This window comes from Delftia sp. K82, from assembly GCF_002193035.1.
GTDB lineage: Bacteria > Pseudomonadota > Gammaproteobacteria > Burkholderiales > Burkholderiaceae_C > Comamonas > Comamonas acidovorans.
Map to the genome: position 1 here is coordinate 266450 of NZ_MYFL01000005.1, position 17505 is coordinate 283954.

At 61.2% G+C, this 17505-nt stretch carries 15 protein-coding genes; 10 read left to right on the plus strand and 5 right to left on the minus strand.

Features of this window, described 5'->3' with window-relative positions; translation table 11 throughout:
* Positions 1 to 202: 202 nt before the first annotated feature.
* Positions 203 to 976, plus strand: a complete 774-nt coding sequence (locus KDK82_RS28075) for an SDR family oxidoreductase (protein ID WP_088166799.1) — start codon at positions 203 to 205, stop codon at positions 974 to 976.
* A gap of 40 nt (positions 977 to 1016) precedes the next feature.
* The gene (locus tag KDK82_RS28080; protein ID WP_088166887.1) at positions 1017 to 1949 is read left to right on the plus strand and encodes a LysR family transcriptional regulator; all 933 of its coding nucleotides are present in this window, start codon (positions 1017 to 1019) and stop codon (positions 1947 to 1949) included.
* On the opposite strand, the gene KDK82_RS28085 is transcribed toward KDK82_RS28080, so the two are convergent.
* Complete coding sequence (locus KDK82_RS28085; RefSeq protein WP_088166800.1) at positions 1903 to 3027, minus strand: sterol desaturase family protein; 1125 nt, start codon at positions 3025 to 3027, stop codon at positions 1903 to 1905. The genes KDK82_RS28080 and KDK82_RS28085 overlap by 47 nt on opposite strands.
* 451 nt (positions 3028 to 3478) lie before the next feature.
* Between KDK82_RS28085 and KDK82_RS28090 the strand changes: the two genes are divergently transcribed.
* The 4 genes from KDK82_RS28090 to KDK82_RS32315 all read left to right on the plus strand — a co-directional run bounded on the left by KDK82_RS28090 (position 3479) and on the right by KDK82_RS32315 (position 9887).
* Positions 3479 to 4396 carry a radical SAM protein gene (locus tag KDK82_RS28090; protein ID WP_088166801.1) on the plus strand — a complete coding sequence of 306 codons (918 nt, stop codon included), beginning with the start codon at positions 3479 to 3481 and terminating at the stop codon, positions 4394 to 4396.
* Positions 4393 to 4803: a DUF6375 family protein gene (locus KDK82_RS28095; RefSeq protein ID WP_088166802.1), complete on the plus strand. Its 411-nt coding sequence runs from the start codon at positions 4393 to 4395 to the stop codon at positions 4801 to 4803. The genes KDK82_RS28090 and KDK82_RS28095 overlap by 4 nt, the downstream gene beginning before the upstream one ends.
* 14 nt (positions 4804 to 4817) lie before the next feature.
* Positions 4818 to 8855, plus strand: coding sequence for a DUF948 domain-containing protein (locus tag KDK82_RS28100; protein WP_088166803.1), 4038 nt, complete (start codon positions 4818 to 4820; stop codon positions 8853 to 8855).
* Between the two features lie 513 nt (positions 8856 to 9368).
* Complete coding sequence (locus KDK82_RS32315) at positions 9369 to 9887, plus strand: zinc chelation protein SecC (RefSeq protein ID WP_143343525.1); 519 nt, start codon at positions 9369 to 9371, stop codon at positions 9885 to 9887.
* A 200-nt stretch (positions 9888 to 10087) separates the two neighbouring features.
* Here the strand turns inward: KDK82_RS32315 and KDK82_RS28105 are convergent, their stop codons facing one another.
* Together KDK82_RS28105 and KDK82_RS28110 are read right to left on the minus strand one after the other, a co-directional pair.
* On the minus strand, positions 10088 to 10510 hold the full coding sequence (locus KDK82_RS28105) for an ankyrin repeat domain-containing protein (RefSeq protein ID WP_088166804.1): 423 nt from the start codon (positions 10508 to 10510) through the stop codon (positions 10088 to 10090).
* Between the two features lie 60 nt (positions 10511 to 10570).
* Complete coding sequence (locus tag KDK82_RS28110; RefSeq protein ID WP_088166805.1) at positions 10571 to 10864, minus strand: helix-turn-helix domain-containing protein; 294 nt, start codon at positions 10862 to 10864, stop codon at positions 10571 to 10573.
* 141 nt (positions 10865 to 11005) lie between these two features.
* On the opposite strand from KDK82_RS28110, the gene KDK82_RS28115 reads away from it, so the two are divergent.
* Positions 11006 to 11389, plus strand: a complete 384-nt coding sequence (locus KDK82_RS28115; RefSeq protein ID WP_088166806.1) for a hypothetical protein — start codon at positions 11006 to 11008, stop codon at positions 11387 to 11389.
* A gap of 37 nt (positions 11390 to 11426) precedes the next feature.
* On the opposite strand, the gene KDK82_RS28120 is transcribed toward KDK82_RS28115, so the two are convergent.
* Positions 11427 to 11777 carry a helix-turn-helix transcriptional regulator gene (locus KDK82_RS28120; RefSeq protein ID WP_088166807.1) on the minus strand — a complete coding sequence of 117 codons (351 nt, stop codon included), beginning with the start codon at positions 11775 to 11777 and terminating at the stop codon, positions 11427 to 11429.
* Positions 11778 to 12127: 350 nt separating this feature from the next.
* Between KDK82_RS28120 and fusA the strand changes: the two genes are divergently transcribed.
* Positions 12128 to 14230: an elongation factor G gene (gene fusA, locus KDK82_RS28125; RefSeq protein ID WP_088166808.1), complete on the plus strand. Its 2103-nt coding sequence runs from the start codon at positions 12128 to 12130 to the stop codon at positions 14228 to 14230.
* Between the two features lie 440 nt (positions 14231 to 14670).
* Here the strand turns inward: fusA and KDK82_RS28130 are convergent, their stop codons facing one another.
* Positions 14671 to 15585, minus strand: a complete 915-nt coding sequence (locus tag KDK82_RS28130; protein WP_016453855.1) for an inositol monophosphatase family protein — start codon at positions 15583 to 15585, stop codon at positions 14671 to 14673.
* Positions 15586 to 15801: 216 nt separating this feature from the next.
* Here KDK82_RS28130 and KDK82_RS28135 point away from each other — a divergent pair, with 216 nt between their 5' ends.
* On the plus strand, positions 15802 to 16629 hold the full coding sequence (locus KDK82_RS28135; RefSeq protein ID WP_088166809.1) for an RNA methyltransferase: 828 nt from the start codon (positions 15802 to 15804) through the stop codon (positions 16627 to 16629).
* A gap of 35 nt (positions 16630 to 16664) precedes the next feature.
* Positions 16665 to 17489, plus strand: a complete 825-nt coding sequence (gene cysE, locus KDK82_RS28140) for a serine O-acetyltransferase (RefSeq protein ID WP_013803521.1) — start codon at positions 16665 to 16667, stop codon at positions 17487 to 17489.
* The last annotated feature ends 16 nt before the right edge of the window (positions 17490 to 17505 follow it).

The window sequence follows — 17505 nt, forward strand, 5'->3', positions numbered from 1 at the left end:
CCTGTCCTTCGGCAGGCTTGCAACCCCGCAAGCGCCACGACGCAGGCGCGGGCATACGGGAAGGGGCGGGGGAGCGGGGGCGGGGAGAGAACTATCGGCGATTGTTCTGGTTTTCTGGATGATCCATCCCGGCTGCGCCGGTTTATCGCGGAGGGCTGGCTGCCTAAGCTGGGTGCTTCATCCAAGCACAAGGAGCGTTTCCATGGCAGACCATTCCATTCGCGGCAAGGTGGCGCTGATTGCAGGCGGCGGCAAGAATCTGGGCGGGCTGATTGCCCGTGATTTGGCGGGGCACGGCGCGCGGGCCGTGGTGGTGCACTACAACAGCGAGTCTTCACGGGCCGAGGCGCAGACCACGGTGGCCGCAGTGCGTGCGCTGGGCGCAGAGGCCGTGGCGCTGCAGGGCGATCTGACGCGTGCTGGCGCTGTGGAGCGGCTTTTTGCAGAGGCCGTGGACGCCGTGGGCCGGCCGGACATTGCCATCAACACGGTGGGCAAGGTGCTCAAGAAGCCGCTGATGGAGATCAGCGAGGCGGAGTACGACGAGATGGCCGCCGTCAACGGCAAGTCGGCGTTTTTCTTCCTCAAGGAGGCGGGGCGCCATGTCAACGACCACGGCAAGATCGTGACCCTGGTGACCTCGCTGCTGGGCGCGTTCACGCCGTTTTATTCCTCCTACGCGGGCACCAAGGCGCCGGTGGAGCATTTCACGCGGGCGGCGGCCAAGGAGTTCGGGGCGCGGGGCATTTCGGTCACGGCCGTGGGGCCGGGGCCCATGGACACGCCGTTCTTCTACGGCCAGGAAGGCGCGGACGCCGTGGCCTATCACAAGAGCGCGGCGGCGCTGTCGCCGTTCTCGCCTTCGGGGCTGACGCATATCGAAGACGTGGTGCCCTTCATCCGCCACCTGGTCAGCGACGGCTGGTGGATCACCGGGCAGACCATCCTGATCAACGGCGGCTACACCACCAAGTAGGCCAAGTGGAAGGACTGCTGCACGGACTATGCTGCGTCCCATGGACCGACTCGACCGATACCGGATCTTCATGCAGGTGGCCGAGATGGGCAGCTTCATCAAGGCCGCCCATGCGCTGGACCTGCCGCGCGCAACGGTCTCCGCCGCCGTGCAGCAGTTGGAGGAGCAGGTGGGCGCAAGGCTCCTGCACCGCACCACGCGCCAGGTGAGCCTGACGGCCGATGGCGCCCAGTTGCTGGAGCGCGTGCGCCCGCTGCTGTCAGAGGCCGAGGATGTGGAGCAGATGTTCCAGGCCCGCACCCGCCAGGCCACGGGCCGGCTGCATGTGGACGTGCCCAGCCGCATCGCGCGCCGCCTGCTGGCGCCTGCGCTGCCGGGGCTCATGCGCCGCCACCCGGGGCTGCAACTGGTGCTGGGTTCGTCAGACCGCGCCATCGACCTGGTGCAGGAAGGCGTGGACTGCGCCGTGCGCGTGGGCACGCTGCATGACAGCAGCCTGGTCGTGCGCCCGCAGGGCTGCATTGCCCTCATCAACTGCGCCAGCCCCGCCTACCTGCGCGAGCACGGCCTGCCCGAGCAGCCGCAGGACCTGCTGCACGGACACTGGAGCGTGGGCTATGCCTCGCCGCGCACGGGGCGGGAACTGCCCTGGGAATGGAGTGGGGCGAGCGATGTGGATGGGGTAGATGGGGTGGACGGGCCGCAGACCCTGGCCGTGCCCAGCCGCGTAGTGACCAACAATGCAGAAAGCTACATCGCCTGCTGCCGCGCCGGCCTGGGGCTGATCCAGATCCCGCGTTATGACGTGCAGCACCTGCTGGACACGGGCGAGCTGTTGGAAGTGCTGCCCGCCCACCGCGCAGCGCCCATGCCCGTGGCGCTGCTGTACCCGCACCGCCGCCAGCGCTCGCGCCGGCTGGCGGTTTTCATCGAGTGGTTCGAGGCGCTGATGCGGCCGAACCTGGAGCCGTAGGCGCAACCCCGGCCGCCCCAGTCACCGCAGCCGCTCCGGCCGCAGGGTGGGTCTGGGCCCCATCGTCGTCATGAATGGGCCGGTAGCCGGGCCCGAAGGACACATCGCCCAGCCGCCAGCCCTCTCGCCGGCGAAACGCTCCCCAGAACCGCTTGAGCGTATGCCACTGCATGGCCACCAGCCCGCGCTCGTTGTCGGCATCCACCTCGGGGTCGCTCACGCCCGTGGGGCGCACGGGCTCGTTGGTATAGAGCGCCGTGCCAAACAGCATGTCCCACCAGGGCAGCACCTGCCCAAAATTGCAGTTGTGGCGCGTGGGCCGCTCGGGGTCGCGCAGCATGTGGTGGTGGCGGTGGAACAGCGGGCCCACCAGCACTCGCTCACCCACGCGGCCCAGCCAGCCCAGGCGCAGCCGCACATTGGCGTGCGAGAAGTTCTGCACCAGCTCGCTCAGCAGCCCCAGCAGCGCAAACTCCGAAGGCTCCACCCCCATCGCCAGCCCCACCGTGGCCAGGATGAAGGACTGCAGCATGCCGTCCAGGTAATGGCTGCGGTCATTGCTCCAGCAGCTCATCTGCCGCTGGCTGTGGTGCATGCTGTGCATGGCCCACCACCAGGGAATCACGTGCTGGGCGCGGTGCATCCAGTAATACACTAGGTCGTAGACCACGTAATACACCAGGAACAGCGCCACCGGATGGTCCGCAAACCACGGCACCCAGTGCTTGAGCCCCGTGGCCTCCTCGGCCGCAGGCCCGCCGCCCAGCATGCTGGCAAACGGCATCAGCACCAGAAAACTGAACAGCGGAAACAGCCCCAGCAGCATCAGCAGCGTGTAGTTGCGGTCCACCGTGGTCAGCCGCCGGTCGCTCCAGCGCTCGGCCGGAAACAGACTCTCCAGCGGCCGCATCACCCCCGCGATCAGGAACAGCTGCAGCGCCGCAATCAGCACCGCCTCGGCAATCTCACGCGGATCGCCGGCCGCCTGGGCGATGTCCAGCCAGTGAACGGTGGGGATTACGGCGTGGGTGGCGAGCCAGGTGATGGCTGCCTGCCACAGCTCGGTCAGTGAAGTCATGTCTTGTGCCTGCAAGAAGGGCCGGGGGAGGGCTGGGGGTTGCGGGCGGGATTATGGGGTGGGGGTGTGGAGGGAGTGTGTGGGGGCGCAGAGGAGGCTGCAATCGACCTGTTGGTGCTGCTGATCTGCGACATGCGGCCAGCGGCTTTGCAGCGAAACAGTCCTTTGGTGTTTCCGATGCAACGGCCGCTGGCGCAAAGAAAGCAGAATCGAGGTATCGCGCTTCTCCGAGTACTGCTCGGCGCTGCCGATTGCCCCGGCAAGTAGCGGGAAGGTGGGCGATAGACCTTTGCTCAATTGAGGGTCGTGTCCTTGAGTCGACAGAACATGGGCTTCAAACGAAAATCTGTAGTTAGGCACTTGGCAGATAAGTGCGTCGAAGTTCGCCAAGAGAAGGGCGTCGTGCTACAAGACTAATTCAGGAATAAACTGAGTTGCGCGAAAATAATGTATGAAATCCAGAGTCGGACCAAACGGGATGCATCTCTTCGATCGAATGTCAGGTCTGAATGTCCTGTTAGACGAATTGCTAGCGGAAGAGGCGGTTTGGTCAATAGCGCCACGCCAAGTATCCATCGCACTTACAAATGTCTGCGACCTTCATTGCGTGTACTGCTACGCACCAAAACACAAGGCGTCGCTACGTACAGAGCAAGTGCTCGGCTGGTTGAAGGAACTCGACACTGAAGGATGCCTCGGCGTCGGTTTCGGCGGTGGCGAACCGACGCTGCATCCCAACTTCGTCGATATATGCAGGCGAGTTGCGCAAGAGACTCAGCTGGCAGTTACCTTCACGACGCATGGTCATCGCCTGACACCGCAAATGGTCGGGCGGCTCAGAGGCTCAGTCCATTTCGTACGTATCAGCGTCGACGGCGTTGAACGCACCTATGAAGAGAAGCGCGGGAAGCCGTTTGCGAGCCTGCTCAGAGCCACAGAATCGATCGCGACGCTCGCGCCCTTTGGGATCAACGTGGTAGTCAATGAGCAGACGGTCGTAGAACTTGATGCGGTGGCCGAGCTCGCGCAGACAGTCGGGGCCAGCGAATTGCTGCTGCTACCTCAGCAACAAACTAGTGTGGTCGCAGGTATGGACGGGGCAACCAATTTAGCTCTCCAAGACTGGGTCTCAAAATACAGAGGCGGCGTTCGTTTGGCGGTCAGTGAAGCGGGGGCATCGGGGCTTCCGACATGTGAACCGCTCCCCGACGAGCGAGGTCTTCAGGCCTACGCACACATCGACGCGTCCGGCTTGCTGCGCACAAGTTCTTACGCAACAGTCGGCGCGAAGATTGAAGCCGCGGGCGTCATCTCGGCGCTGAAGCGACTTAGAACTACCTTCGATATCAAACGGGAGATGCAACCATGAAGATCTGGAGCGGATACGGGTCCGAGCACTCGATGAACTTGGTTCTCATCGGGAAGTTCAAGAAGGCGCAGGACGCAGAGAAAGTTGAGAAGGACATTGAGAAGCTAAGCGAGCAGGCTTTAAAAGATGAGACTCATTCCTTTGTCTTCGACCCCGATCCGAAAGATCTGAGATTTTCGGAGGGCATGCTCTCGTTGTTGCGAGGTCTGAGACTGAACACCTTGGGTCCCGATGAGATCGGCCAGCTGGTATCTGACTATCGACTTGAGCGTGAAGATGATCGAATCATCGTCAAGACAGACGAAGCTGACGTATCCGCGTTCGTAAAGCTGTTCATCGAAACTGGGGCGAAGGTCGAAGTCTTCTCGGCGCACGATTACCCCGCCGATTCCGCCAACGCGAGCTGACGGAGAACACGCCGATGCCTGAAGTCAATTGGGACGTATTCCGCAGTTTGCCTGGCGCTGCGACTGAAAACTTCGAGAAGCTCTGCCGCGCTCTGGTGCGCCGTCACTACAGTCGCTTCGGTCGCTTCAAACAACGCGCGAACCAGCCTGGGGTGGAGTTCCACCTCGAACTGACCGAGTGTTGCGATCTTGGTGCGCCGCCACGCTGGGTTGGTTGGCAATGCAAGTGGTACGACGTGGAAAACGGAGAAGGCCTGGGAGCCGCGCGTCGCAAAACGATCATCGAAGGTATAGAAAAAACGCAAAAACATGTCAAAGGTGTGACCGACTGGAAGCTCTGGACACGCCACACGTTGACGGCGGACGACCAACGGTGGTTCTTCGCTCTGGAACAGGACTACTTCCCCGAATTCAAGTTGGACCTGCTGACCGCAGCCGACATCGAGGATCTTCTGGTTGGTCCGGCAGCGCTACTTCGGGAAACGTACTTCGGCGAGCTTGTTCTGACGCCTGAGCAATTCGCTGAACAGTACAAGCTCGCTGCGGCTCCGTTCAAGCGTCGATACCAGCCAGACGTCCATGTTCCCGTTGGTGCCGAGACGAGGGTGTTTGAGCATCTGGGCCGCCTCAGCGCGTGGGAATCACTGAAGAAGCTCTCAGGTGCCGTCAGGAAAACTTGCAAGGAAATTTCGTCGCTGACTGAGCACGTCAAAATAGAGATTAAGGTCGAAGTCGAAGCGCTCTTGGCGAAGGCCACCGGATTGGCGGACTTACTCGATGGCTTACATGCGGCGCTGGAAAAGGGGGACTTCGACGCCGTAGCGCAGTCGCTGGCTTTAAATCCGCCGCAGCCTGTTCGCTATAACAGGCTGCTCTCTAAGCTGCGTGGAGCGCGTTCCGAGGGGGCTCCGTTGGCGGCGAATCTGGTCGCCGACCTCCATACAGTTTCCTACACGTTGCTCGGACTGGAGAGGTCGACCAGCGTGCGGGCCGTCGCCGTGCTTGCGGCTGCCGGCGAAGGAAAGTCCGAGCTGGCCGTAAAGGTGACGCAGGCTGATGGAGACTTCCCCGGTGGTGTCTTACTGCTGGGGAAGAATCTTCATGCAGGGCAGACGCTTGACGATCTCGTGTCTACCTTCAAGATCGCCGGCAGGCCTGCGGAGAGCTTCGACCGGCTGGTTGAAGCCGTCGATGCTGCGGGCCAGCGAGCAGGCAAGCGCATCCCCATCGTCATTGACGGCCTGAATGAGTCGGAAGACCCGAGAAACTGGGCAGATGAGCTGGCTCGGGCGGATGAGCTGCTGAAGGATTTTCCCTATATCTTGCTGATTGTGACACTGCGCAATGAGTTCGCGCCTATATGCCTCCCCGAGGATTTTCCGAGGATTGAGCACAATGGATTCCAGGAAGATTTGCAAGCGGCCATCGACAAATACTTCCACTACTACAAGATCGACGCCACCGACGCGGACCTGCCCGTCGAGCTCCTACAGCATCCCTTGACGTTGAGGATCTTTTGCGAGGTGGCGAACGCTAGTCGCCGCCATATTGTTGGAGTAGAGGCACTGCCTACCTCGCTGGCAAGCCTGTTCGAAGAGCACTTCAAGAAAGTTGCCGCGCGAATTGCCGAACTGTCTCCGACGGTGCATCGCTTATATCAGCAGGAAGTGCAAGAGGCGCTGCTGACGATCGCGCGTCTGCTCTGGGAGGGCAATGCGAGAAGCGTGGAGTTTCGAGCTGTGCGTACCGCTATTGGAGATGTGGGCAACTGGTATGCCAGCGTTGTGCGTGCGCTGGAGTCCGAAGGCGTCCTAGTTCGGACGACTTTTGGAGAAGGACGCCAAGGTATCGCATTCGCCTACGACTTGATGGCCGGTCACATGATGGCGCGCCACCTTCTCTCACGACCGTCATTGGCGCAATGGCTACAAGGCGATGAGGGAAGTGCTCAGCTCAGATTCAGTCAAGCTGGATCGCACACCTTTGCTTATGACGTGTTCCAGGCTTTGGTAGATCTGTATCCACATCGCACGGGCAAGCGCCAGCTCTGGCAAGATCTGTCAGACGAGTTCCTTGTCCTGAATGCCCTTCTATTGACGGTGCAATCCGATCCAGGGCAGATCGGCCGTGAAACTGTGGAGAGGTTTGCGTGCGCAATGCAGAATTCGCAGTGGTTCGCACAGCGCGCGTTCAAGAAACTTCGGAGCACGAGGGCCGCGCGAGCGCATCCGTTTGATATGGATTTCCTTCACGGCGTGCTACTGGCGATGTCTAACACGCAACGCGACCTGTTCTGGACAGAGTGGATTCGCGAGAACTCAGAAAAGGCAGAAGACGATTTCAAGTTCCTGTCGGCCAGATGGACATCCGGAGCATTAGACGAGCGGGAGATTCAGAGGGCTCGCTGGGTCATGTGGATGCTCACGTCCACCTCTAGAAGCCTACGTGACTTGGCCACGAAGACCTTGTACGACTTCGCCGTCAAGAGACCTGCAGAATTTTTCGACCTGGCAATCGATGCAGTCGCCATTTCAGACCCCTATGTACCCGAGCGGATGTTTGCTACGGTCTATGGAGCGGCGCTGACGACCTGGTCCGATGTCAATGCCGTGGAGATGCGCGAGGCCCTGCTTAGAGTTGCGCGTGACATCTATGAAGCGATGTTCGCACCTGGCGCACCCCATCCCACTTGGCACGCTCTGTATCGACAGTACTGTTTAGGGACCATTGCCATTGCGCAGATGATTGATCCTAGATGCTTGTCAGGGGACGAGGCGGCCTATCTCCTCCCTCCATTCAGTCATGTTCCCGACCCGTTTTCGAACATGCCTAATTTCGGCACGGATACGATCGAACGGACGAGGCACGGGGCGATTCGAATGGACTTCGGAAACTACACGATAGGAAGGTTGATCCCCGGTCGATCGAACTACGACGACAGCAACATGGAGTATCAACACGTGCTGCCGGCAATCGTTTCGCGAATGCTGGTGCTTGGCTATGACTCCCAACAGTTCGAAGCCGTGGACCGGCAGATGGACTCTGGCCCTCGCATGGGCGGTGATAAGCACAAAGTGGATCGCTACGGTAAGAAGTATGGCTGGATCGCCTACTTCGAAATGTGGGGCGTCCGGCACGCGCGCGGCCTACTTGACGAGTGGCGCGGCGCACGACCCTCAGATGCAGACATTGACCCGACGTTTCCACTCCAGGCCTCAGCAGTTGAGCTGGCTCTTCCTGACTTGTTCAGCGGTCAGCCTACAGAGATTGGTGACTGGATCGTGGAAGGGCCTCAGCCAGACTACCGGGACATCCTCGCGATTGCTGAGGTTGATGGCTTGAGCGGGCCGTGGATTGTACTTGATGGATTTCTCGAACAGGTAGCGGTTGATGGCCGCCAAGTCTTTACTTTTCTCCGAGGTTTGCTTGTTGAGAGCGGAGAAGTTGATCTCCTGCGCATGCTGTTCTCCGACCTAGAGTACCCGGGTAATGACTTCATCCCTGACTCGCCAGAGGAGTACTACACCTACGCAGGTGAAATGCCTCTCTCCTTCGTGCCCGGTCTCCCTGTCGTTGGGGAACAAGAGGATGGCGGCTACGTGAAGAAGGTGTCTACCGATCGTAGGTCAGATGGCGGCGTCCCAGTCGATATCCCTGTGCAGAAGTACAGCTGGGAGAGCTACCACAGCATGGAGAACCAAAACAGTGGTGCTGTCCTGCCCTCGAAGCAGATCTGTGAAGCGCTGAATCTCCGGTACTGCGCGAACAAATGGGACTTGCATGATGCTTCAGGCGTGGCGTCTCTGTATCGCGAGGTTGGCGAGGATGACTCACAGATCAATGGCTGGTTCAGCTACTTGCGTCGTGACCTTCTCGACAACTACCTGACCCAGTCTGGCAAGACGCTTGTGTGGCTCATGTGGGGCGAGCGTGGCATTCACTATCGCTCGCCCGCAGCAAAAAACGGTCAATTGCACGATTGCTACGTGGGCCATCAGAATATTCACAAGCGTTTTCATGTCTATCAGACTGCTTTGGACATTAAATCATAGACCGAATAAGATGAAGCGCCGATGCGTCATAAGCAATTTGCTCAAAAACACTTGCATGCGGCAAGAAGCTGTTCAATCCGATAAAAATTGCCAGGCAGCATACGGCAGGGCTCCGTTAAAAGGCTGAGAAAAAAGTCTTCCTCTTCGTACGAGTAGCTATGTATCTATTGCTGATTTTTTAAATCAGAGGTGCTAATGAAATATAATTGATCGAATCTAGTGGCCAGCCGCCTTCGCTTGCGGTCGCTGAGTAGCCATGCCGCTGCATGCTGCAAAGCTGCCACGCGATATAGGGGCTCGCTCAACTAACATGTCTAACGCAAGTTTGGAAATCTTCGTTGCCGATTTTCCTAATTTCAAAATAATGGTCAACCAGTCTGCGCGAAGAGCTGCACTAGCTAATTAAATTCACATCAGCAAGTTCGATAAGAGATGGCGGCCACTACAACACCCAAGGAAGTGACGAAGTATATACGGGAACTCTGCACCCGCATCGGTGCAACCTCAGAACCCATGTTTCTTCCAGTCCACACCCGCAAAGACTCCATTCTCGGAGACTGCTTTAACGATGTGAATCGTCAGATTGCAGAGTTCGGAGGAGATGCTGTCCACGGCTGGCAGTTATGGGAATGGCCTGGAATAATGGTCGAGGCCGAGTTTCATGGTATATGGCGATCACCAAACGGTGAGCTTTTAGACATAAGTCTAAAGGGTGAAGGAGAAGAAACGGTCCTTTTCGTGCCGGATCCGTCTCGAAAGTTCAATGGGTCTCGTGTTGATAACGTGCGCCACGCAATAGGCAAGAACCCGAAGATTCGTACCTTCATACAGAATCAAAACCGATTTTTTAAGCTGTACAAGGCTATGCATGGGGACGTTGTGGGAGAAGTGATTCTGCGTAATGAACTGGCCGAGTTATGGGAACAGCAGCAGTTACTTGGGCGAGAACTGGCCATGAGTGCCGAAGCACGTGCAGCTTGGACCCGCTTTGTGGCAAGGCATCCATATCTACCGCGACCCGGATCTGTCTAAGCTCCATCGCTAAAGTAACGACGGACTACTATAGACGCAGTGACTGCGAACGCTGAATGCCAGCGTTGGCCGTTCGCCGCATCGAGTAGGACGACCGCAACTAGCCTAGAGTAGCCAGCCCAGCGGGTGTTGCAACTGGCGGCTTCCGGCAACTGTCGACTTTGAGCGCATGGCAGGGCGTTGGCGAAAATTCGACACTTTCAAGGCTGCTTACCCAAGAGCACTCTTTCAACCCAACCCGATCGATATGCCCGAGCAAAGTCAACCGCCGTTTCACCCCTGTCAGTCTTCGCGGATACGTCGGCCCCATGCGCGAGCAGCCAGCGGATGGCATCAAGCGGCTCATCCCCAGGAGCCCCTCCGCGCTGAATAGTCGAGTCGATTGAAAAATCGACGGCCATGTGAAGCGCAGTCCAACCGTCCGCATAGGCCCGCCTCACATCCGCCCCGTACTGCAGCAGCAAGTCCAGGGCCTTCAAGTCGTTTGCACAAGCCGCTGCCATCAGAGGTGACTGGCCTTCCTCATCCATTGCGTTGGCATCGACGCCAGCCTCAAGCAGCCGTCTCACTTCGGTGATTTGCCCATCGTCGATGGCTTTCATGAGCGCACTGATGTCATCCATGCCCAACCTCCGGTCTCGGCCGTTTTTTTGGAAGTCTCGAAGCTCAGCGAGTCTCGGCTGCTAGTCCGCAGTCCCACGCAGCAACTCTTCCTCAGCCCTCCCCATCACCTCAGCCGCACCACACCCCAGCCCCCGCGCAATCTTGAACACGATAGCCAGGGTGGGCATGTGCTCCCCACGCTCCACCTTGCCCATGTGAGAGCGCTCGATATCGGCGAGGTTGGCCAGTGATTCCTGGGAGATGTCGCGTTCGGTGCGAAGGGCGCGTACCGCCGCGCCGAAAGCCCGGGCAATGTCTGCATCGAACGAAGTTGCGCCGACTGGACGGCCGCGTTTGACAGGACGCTTTTGCATGGGCAAGAGCGTCAGTTTTGGCTGCAATTTAAACCACGTTATATTTAACTCTTTTGTTGATCTTGGGCTGCTGCTGCCTTGCATCCGGCACAGCTCGGTACGAGGCCGAGACGCAGGCTTCAATCATCAGAGGAGGCTTCGATGGATCAAGACATCCGCACCGTTTCTCAACCCAACCTCGACGACCTGGCCATCGACGCCGTCCTGCACCTGGGCACTGCCCTCGAAGTGCTGGAGCTGCACGCTCGCCACAAGGTCACGGCCATCAACTGCGTGTGCCGCGACCTGCTGCGCATCTACTACGCCAAGGCCGACCAAACGCAGTCGCTGGAGCCGCAGGACAAGGAACTGCTGGGCCTGCTGCACGACACGGCGGTGGACCTGGGCTATGCCATCGAGGTGGTGGACCATCTGAATGGCGATGAGGCCGACGACCCCATCCTCTATGCCGTGAGCTATCTGCTCAAGGCGGCCAAGCGGTTTGCGGATGAGGGCGTTGCTGTGGCGCTTGCCGTGAAGGGGTAGGGCGCAGGGCTGCCGCCTGCGTTGCAGGGGCCGGGCGTCAAGGGCAGGGTTTGAGGTGTACGGCCGTGGCCTGCTCGGTGAGCGGGTCTTTGGCCAGGGCCTGCAGCAGCGCGTCCAGCAGGCCGGGAAAGCGCGCATCCAGGTCTTCGCGGCGCAGGGAGAGCAGGTTTTCGCGGCCATCGGGGCGCTGCCAGATCACGCCGCTGTCGCGCAGCACGCGCCAGTGGTGGGTCATGGTGGATTTGGACTGTCCCTGCAAGAGCGAGCCGCAAGCGCGCTCATGGCCTGCGGCCAGCGCGCGCACCACGGCCAGGCGCAGGGGGTTGCCCAGGGCATTGAGCAGGTTTTCCAGGCGTATCTGTTCGCGGTCGGGGTGGTTGGCAAGCATGAATCGTCCTCAGGACTTGTGCAAACAGGTTGCAGCAACGCGCTGCGCCCTGTGGCAAAACGCTGGTTGCGTTCCTTCTTGCGCAAGTCGTAATCCTCTCGATGGGGCGCCACTGTGCCATGGAAGCAAAGCCGCACGTCGCTGATGCGGCGTGGCGCGGGCAGTTATCTGGCAGACACGCCCCTTGCGTGGTGAAAACATGAATCGTTCTGCAAGAAGTTGCGGAAGATAGTACGATTGTCTTCGTACATTCCAATTGTCATCAACCCTCATTCAACCCCCGCGAGAATCCGACCCTTCGAACCGGCAGATCACGCACTTACGCTTTCGTAGCACCCAGGAGTCCTTTCATGGCCCGCCATACCCCCATAGAACGCTATCGCAACATTGGTATCTCCGCGCACATCGATGCCGGCAAGACCACCACGACCGAGCGCATCCTGTTCTACACCGGGGTGAGCCACAAGCTGGGCGAGGTGCACGAAGGCGCCGCCATCATGGACTGGATGGAGCAGGAGCAGGAGCGCGGCATCACCATCACCTCGGCGGCCACGACCTGCTTCTGGAAGGGCATGGACGGCCGCTTTGACCAGCACCGCATCAACATCATCGACACCCCGGGCCACGTGGATTTCACCATCGAGGTGGAGCGTTCCATGCGTGTGCTCGACGGCGCCGTGATGGTCTATGACGCCGTGGGCGGCGTGCAGCCGCAGTCCGAGACGGTCTGGCGCCAGGCCAACAAGTACAAGGTGCCGCGCCTGGCCTTCGTCAACAAGATGGACCGCACGGGCGCGGATTTTCTGCGCGTGCGGCAGATGATGATCGACCGCCTCAAAGCCAACCCCGTGCCCATCGTGCTGCCCATTGGCGCGGAGCAGCAGTTCACCGGCGTGGTGGACCTGCTCAAGATGAAGGCCATCATCTGGGACGAGGCCACGCAGGGCATGAAGTTCGAGTACCAGGACATTCCCGCAGCCATGGTGGCAGACGCCAAAAAGTGGCGCGAGTCCATGGTGGAGGCGGCTGCCGAGGCCAGTGAAGACCTGATGAACCGCTACCTGGAAGAGGGCGACCTGCCCGAGTCCGACATCCTGCGCGGCCTGCGCCTGCGCACCATTGCGGGCGAGATCCAGCCCATGCTGTGCGGCTCGGCCTTCAAGAACAAGGGTGTGCAGCGCCTGCTGGACGCCGTGGTCGAGCTCATGCCTTCCCCGCTGGAAGTGCCGCCCGTGGAAGGCCATGCCGAAGACGGCTCCATCATCGTGCGCCATGCCGATGACAGCGAGAAATTCTCTGCCCTGGCCTTCAAGCTGATGACCGACCCCTTCGTGGGCCAGCTCACCTTTGTGCGCGTGTACTCGGGCGTGCTCAACAAGGGCGACAGCGTGCTCAACTCCGTCAAGGACAAGAAGGAGCGCATTGGCCGCATCGTGCAGATGCATGCCAACGAACGCCTGGAGGTCGATGAAATCCACGCCGGCGACATTGCCGCCTGCGTGGGCCTGAAGGACGTGACCACGGGCGAGACCCTGTGCGACCCGTCCGCGCCCATCGTGCTGGAGAAGATGGTCTTCCCCGAGCCCGTGATCGCCCAGGCGGTGGAGCCCAAGTCCAAGGCCGACCAGGAAAAGATGGGCATCGCCCTGTCGCGCCTGGCCGCCGAAGACCCGTCGTTTCGCGTGCGTACCGATGAGGAATCGGGCCAGACCATCATTGCCGGCATGGGCGAGCTGCACCTTGAAATCATCGTGGACCGCATGAAGCGCGAGTTCAACGTGGAAGCCAACGTGGGCAAGCCCCAGGTGGCCTACCGCGAGACCATCCGCAAGAAAGTCACCGATGTGGATGGCAAGTTCGTGCGCCAGTCCGGCGGCAAGGGCCAGTACGGCCATGTGGTCTTCACGGTGGAGCCGCAAGAACCCGGCAAGGGCTTCGAGTTCGTAGACGCCATCAAGGGCGGCGTGGTGCCGCGCGAGTACATCCCTGCGGTGGAAAAGGGCGTGGTAGAGGCCCTGACCAGCGGCGTGCTGGCCGGCTACCCCGTGGTGGACGTCAAGGTCACGCTGACCTTCGGTTCGTACCACGACGTGGACTCCAACGAAATGGCGTTCAAGATGGCGGCCATCTTCGGCTTCAAGGAAGCGGCGAGAAAGGCCAGCCCCGTCATCCTCGAACCCATGATGGCCGTGGAAGTCGAGACGCCTGAGGACTACGCCGGCACCGTCATGGGCGACCTGTCCTCGCGGCGCGGCATGGTGCAGGGCATGGACGACATGGCCGGCGGCGGCAAGTCCATCAAGGCCGAAGTGCCCCTGTCCGAAATGTTCGGCTACGCCACCTCCCTGCGCTCGCAAACGCAAGGCCGTGCCACCTACTCCATGGAGTTCAAGCACTACGCCGAAGCACCGCGCAACGTGGCCGAGGCCGTGATCAACGCACGCGCGAGGTAAAAGAGGCGGCAAACGTGCAGTGGGCAGCATGCTGCCCCTGACCGTGGCCCGCTCTCACCCCTCCCGTATGTCCACGCCTGCGTCGGGCCGCCTGCGGGGTTGCAGTCCTGCCGAAGGACAGGACTGCCTCGTCATCTGACTCGCCGTGATTGTCTGAACGTAGCGCGCAGCGCGAAGTGAGTTTCACGGCGAACCCCGCAGGCGGCCCGGCGCAGGTTGCCCGCAGCGAAGCGAAGGGACGTGGACATTCGGGTCGCCTTCTTTGATCTGACCTTTCTTGGCAAATCAAGAAAGGGCAGTCGGCCGCCGGGCCGAGACCCGGCCTCGAAAAACAACCCCCCGGCAGGGACAAAAACAAGCGCCCCGTCCCAAATCCAAAGGCCCAATGAAAAACAGCCCCTTGAAGGAGCTGTTTTAAAGAGAGACAGGAGAAGCCGAAATCAGGCCTCAGGCTGCTGCTCAGATTCAGCAGCCTCAGCCTCAGCAGCCGGAGCCGCCTCACCAGAATCCGCCAAAGCCTGCCGCACACCAGCCTTCTCACCAGCCGAAGCAAACTTGCTGTACTTGCCAACGATGCCGACCAGGGCGCCATAGATGCGCGGATTGCCCGCCAGACATTCCTTCTGCTCCAGGAAATCCGCCTCACCCGTGAAGTTGCCGACCAGGCCACCAGCCTCGGTCACCAGCAGGCTGCCGGCGGCCACGTCCCAGATCTGCAGGCCGCTTTCGAAGAAGCCATCGGCAAAGCCGGCTGCCACGTAGGCCAGGTCCAGCGCGGCGGCGCCGGGGCGGCGCACGCCTGCGGTTTCCTGCATCACGTCGCCCAGCATGTTCATGTACTGCTTGAAGTTGTCGCCACGGCGGAAGGGGAAGCCGGTGGAGATCAGGCTGTCCTTGAGCTGGATGCGCTTGGACACGCGGATGCGGCGGTCATTCAGGTAGGCGCCGCGGCCGCGCGTGGCGGTGAACAGGTCGTTGCGCGAGGGGTCGTACACCACGGCGTGCTCCACCTTGCCCTTGAAGGACAGGGCGATGCTCACGCAGTACACGGGGAAGCCGTGGATGAAGTTGGTGGTGCCGTCCAGCGGATCGATGATCCAGACGTAGTCGGAGTTCTTGGCGCCGAACTCGTTGCCCGATTCCTCGGCCAGGATGCCGTGGCCCGGGTAGGCGCCCAGCAAGGTTTCGATGATGGCCTGCTCGGCCGCCTTGTCCACCTCGGTCACAAAGTCGTTGACCTGCTTTTGTGCGACACGCACGGATTCCACGTCAAGAGCCGCGCGGTTGATGATGGCGCCGGCGGCGCGTGCGGCCTTGATGGCCACGTTGAGCATGGGATGCAGGTTGGTCGACATAGATTGTGAGGCGTTGGCGGAGCAGCGGCTGTGCAAGGAGAGGACGGTCCTCTCTGGCAAAAGCAGGCTGTTTGACGCGGGTAAGAACGGAAAAAGCCGCGTCCGGCGATGCGGGGCGGCGACAATAGCGCGCAATTTTACCCGCCTTGTCCGTTTTGTGCTGCGCAACCTGTCCCGTCTTGGGGGCTCTGCCGGCGCCGGCAGGCCAGCGACGCAATGAAAACCCGATTCGTACTCATAGAAACCAGCCACGCCGGCAATGTGGGCGCCGCCGCCCGCGCCCTGAAGACCATGGGCTTTGACGACCTGGTGCTGGTGCGCCCGCGCTGGCCCAACGTGCTGCGCAAGGAAGAGACCATCCAGCGGGCCAGCGGCGCGCTGGACGTATTGGGCAATGCGCGCGTGGTCGAGACGCTGGAGGAGGCGCTGGACGGCATCAGCCACCTGTGCGCCACGGCCATGACGCCGCGCGACTTCGGCCCGCCCACGCGCACGCCGCGCCAGCATTTCGAGCTGCTGCTCAGCGGGGCGCTGGATGTGCTGGCTGCGCCCGATGAGGCCGATGCGCCCGATGAAGCGGCGCCGCCCACCGATGCATCCGTGTCCGCACCGGCTCCCGCACCGCGCTGCAACCAGTCCGGCGTGGCCTTCCTGTTCGGCTGCGAGCGCTTCGGCATGAGCAACGACGATGTCTACCGCAGCGATGTGGCGCTGTCGATTCCGTCCAATCCCCAGTTCGGCTCGCTGAACCTGGGGGCGGCCATCCAGGTGGTGGCCTATGAGTGGCGCCAGGCGCTGGGCGGCTTTCCCGTGGTGGAGCACACGCCTGCGCCGCAGCGCGCCGACGCGGCCCAGGTGGCCGGCATGCTGGGCCATTGGGAGCAGGCGCTGGCGCATATCGGCTTTCTCGATCCGGCCGCGCCCAAGAAGCTGATGCCGCGCCTCAACCAGCTTTTCAACCGCTCGCAACTGACCGCCGAGGAAATCCACATCCTGCGCGGTGTTGCGAAGGCCATGCTGCAGAGCACCCCACCGAAACGCTAGACTGAGCGGTCTTGTCAACAATAACCAGCCCCTAGATGCTTGACCGCCTGCGCTCCGATATCCAGTGCATCCTCGACCGCGACCCTGCGGCACGCAGCACCTGGGAGGTCATCACCTGTTATCCGGGTCTGCATGCGATCTGGTTGCAGCGCCCGGCGCACTGGTGCTGGAACCATGGCCTCAAGTGGCTGGGGCGCTTCATCTCGCACATCGGCCGCTGGCTCACGGGCATCGAGATCCACCCCGGCGCCGTCATCGGCGAACGCGTCTTCATAGACCACGGCATGGGCGTCGTCATCGGCGAGACGGCCGTGGTCGGCGACGGCTGCACCATCTACCACGGCGTGACCCTGGGCGGCACCTCGCTGTACAAGGGCGCCAAGCGCCATCCCACGCTGGGCCGCGATGTGGTGGTCAGCGCAGGTGCCAAGGTGCTGGGCGGCTTCGAGGTGGGCGACGGTGCCAAGATCGGCAGCAATGCCGTGGTCATCAAGCCCGTGCCCGCAGGCGCTACGGCCGTGGGCATTCCGGCACGCATCATCGCCAGCAAGAACGGCCACAGCGCCGATGTGACCGAGCACGACCTGGCATCGGCCAAGGCCGAGTCCATCAAGGTCCCGGCCTCTGCCGCGCCCCAGCCGTTCACGGCCTACGGCATCACCCAGGAAATGGACCCCGTGGCCCAGGCCATGCGCGGCCTGAGCGATGGCGCGGCCGCGCACGAGCAGCAGATTGCGCTGCTGTGGGAGGCCATTGCCAAGCTCTCGGCCGGCAGCAAGGTGGGCGACTGCGTGCCCTGCGAGTCCGAGCGCCCGCAGGCCTTCCAGAAGGACAAGATCGACCAGATCATGGGCAAGTAGGCCTGCACAAGATCAC

Coding starts and splice junctions, on each gene's coding strand:
- KDK82_RS28090 (WP_088166801.1), top strand. CDS start 3,479: ATGAAATCCAGAGTCGGACCAAACGGGATGCATCTCTTCGATCGAATG.
- fusA (WP_088166808.1), top strand. CDS start 12,128: ATGGCCCGCCATACCCCCATAGAACGCTATCGCAACATTGGTATCTCC.
- KDK82_RS28105 (WP_088166804.1), bottom strand. CDS start 10,510: ATGGATGACATCAGTGCGCTCATGAAAGCCATCGACGATGGGCAAATC.
- KDK82_RS28080 (WP_088166887.1), top strand. CDS start 1,017: ATGGACCGACTCGACCGATACCGGATCTTCATGCAGGTGGCCGAGATG.
- KDK82_RS28085 (WP_088166800.1), bottom strand. CDS start 3,027: ATGACTTCACTGACCGAGCTGTGGCAGGCAGCCATCACCTGGCTCGCC.
- KDK82_RS28135 (WP_088166809.1), top strand. CDS start 15,802: ATGAAAACCCGATTCGTACTCATAGAAACCAGCCACGCCGGCAATGTG.
- cysE (WP_013803521.1), top strand. CDS start 16,665: ATGCTTGACCGCCTGCGCTCCGATATCCAGTGCATCCTCGACCGCGAC.
- KDK82_RS28100 (WP_088166803.1), top strand. CDS start 4,818: ATGCCTGAAGTCAATTGGGACGTATTCCGCAGTTTGCCTGGCGCTGCG.
- KDK82_RS32315 (WP_143343525.1), top strand. CDS start 9,369: ATGTTTCTTCCAGTCCACACCCGCAAAGACTCCATTCTCGGAGACTGC.
- KDK82_RS28095 (WP_088166802.1), top strand. CDS start 4,393: ATGAAGATCTGGAGCGGATACGGGTCCGAGCACTCGATGAACTTGGTT.
- KDK82_RS28130 (WP_016453855.1), bottom strand. CDS start 15,585: ATGTCGACCAACCTGCATCCCATGCTCAACGTGGCCATCAAGGCCGCA.
- KDK82_RS28120 (WP_088166807.1), bottom strand. CDS start 11,777: ATGCTTGCCAACCACCCCGACCGCGAACAGATACGCCTGGAAAACCTG.
- KDK82_RS28075 (WP_088166799.1), top strand. CDS start 203: ATGGCAGACCATTCCATTCGCGGCAAGGTGGCGCTGATTGCAGGCGGC.
- KDK82_RS28110 (WP_088166805.1), bottom strand. CDS start 10,864: ATGCAAAAGCGTCCTGTCAAACGCGGCCGTCCAGTCGGCGCAACTTCG.
- KDK82_RS28115 (WP_088166806.1), top strand. CDS start 11,006: ATGGATCAAGACATCCGCACCGTTTCTCAACCCAACCTCGACGACCTG.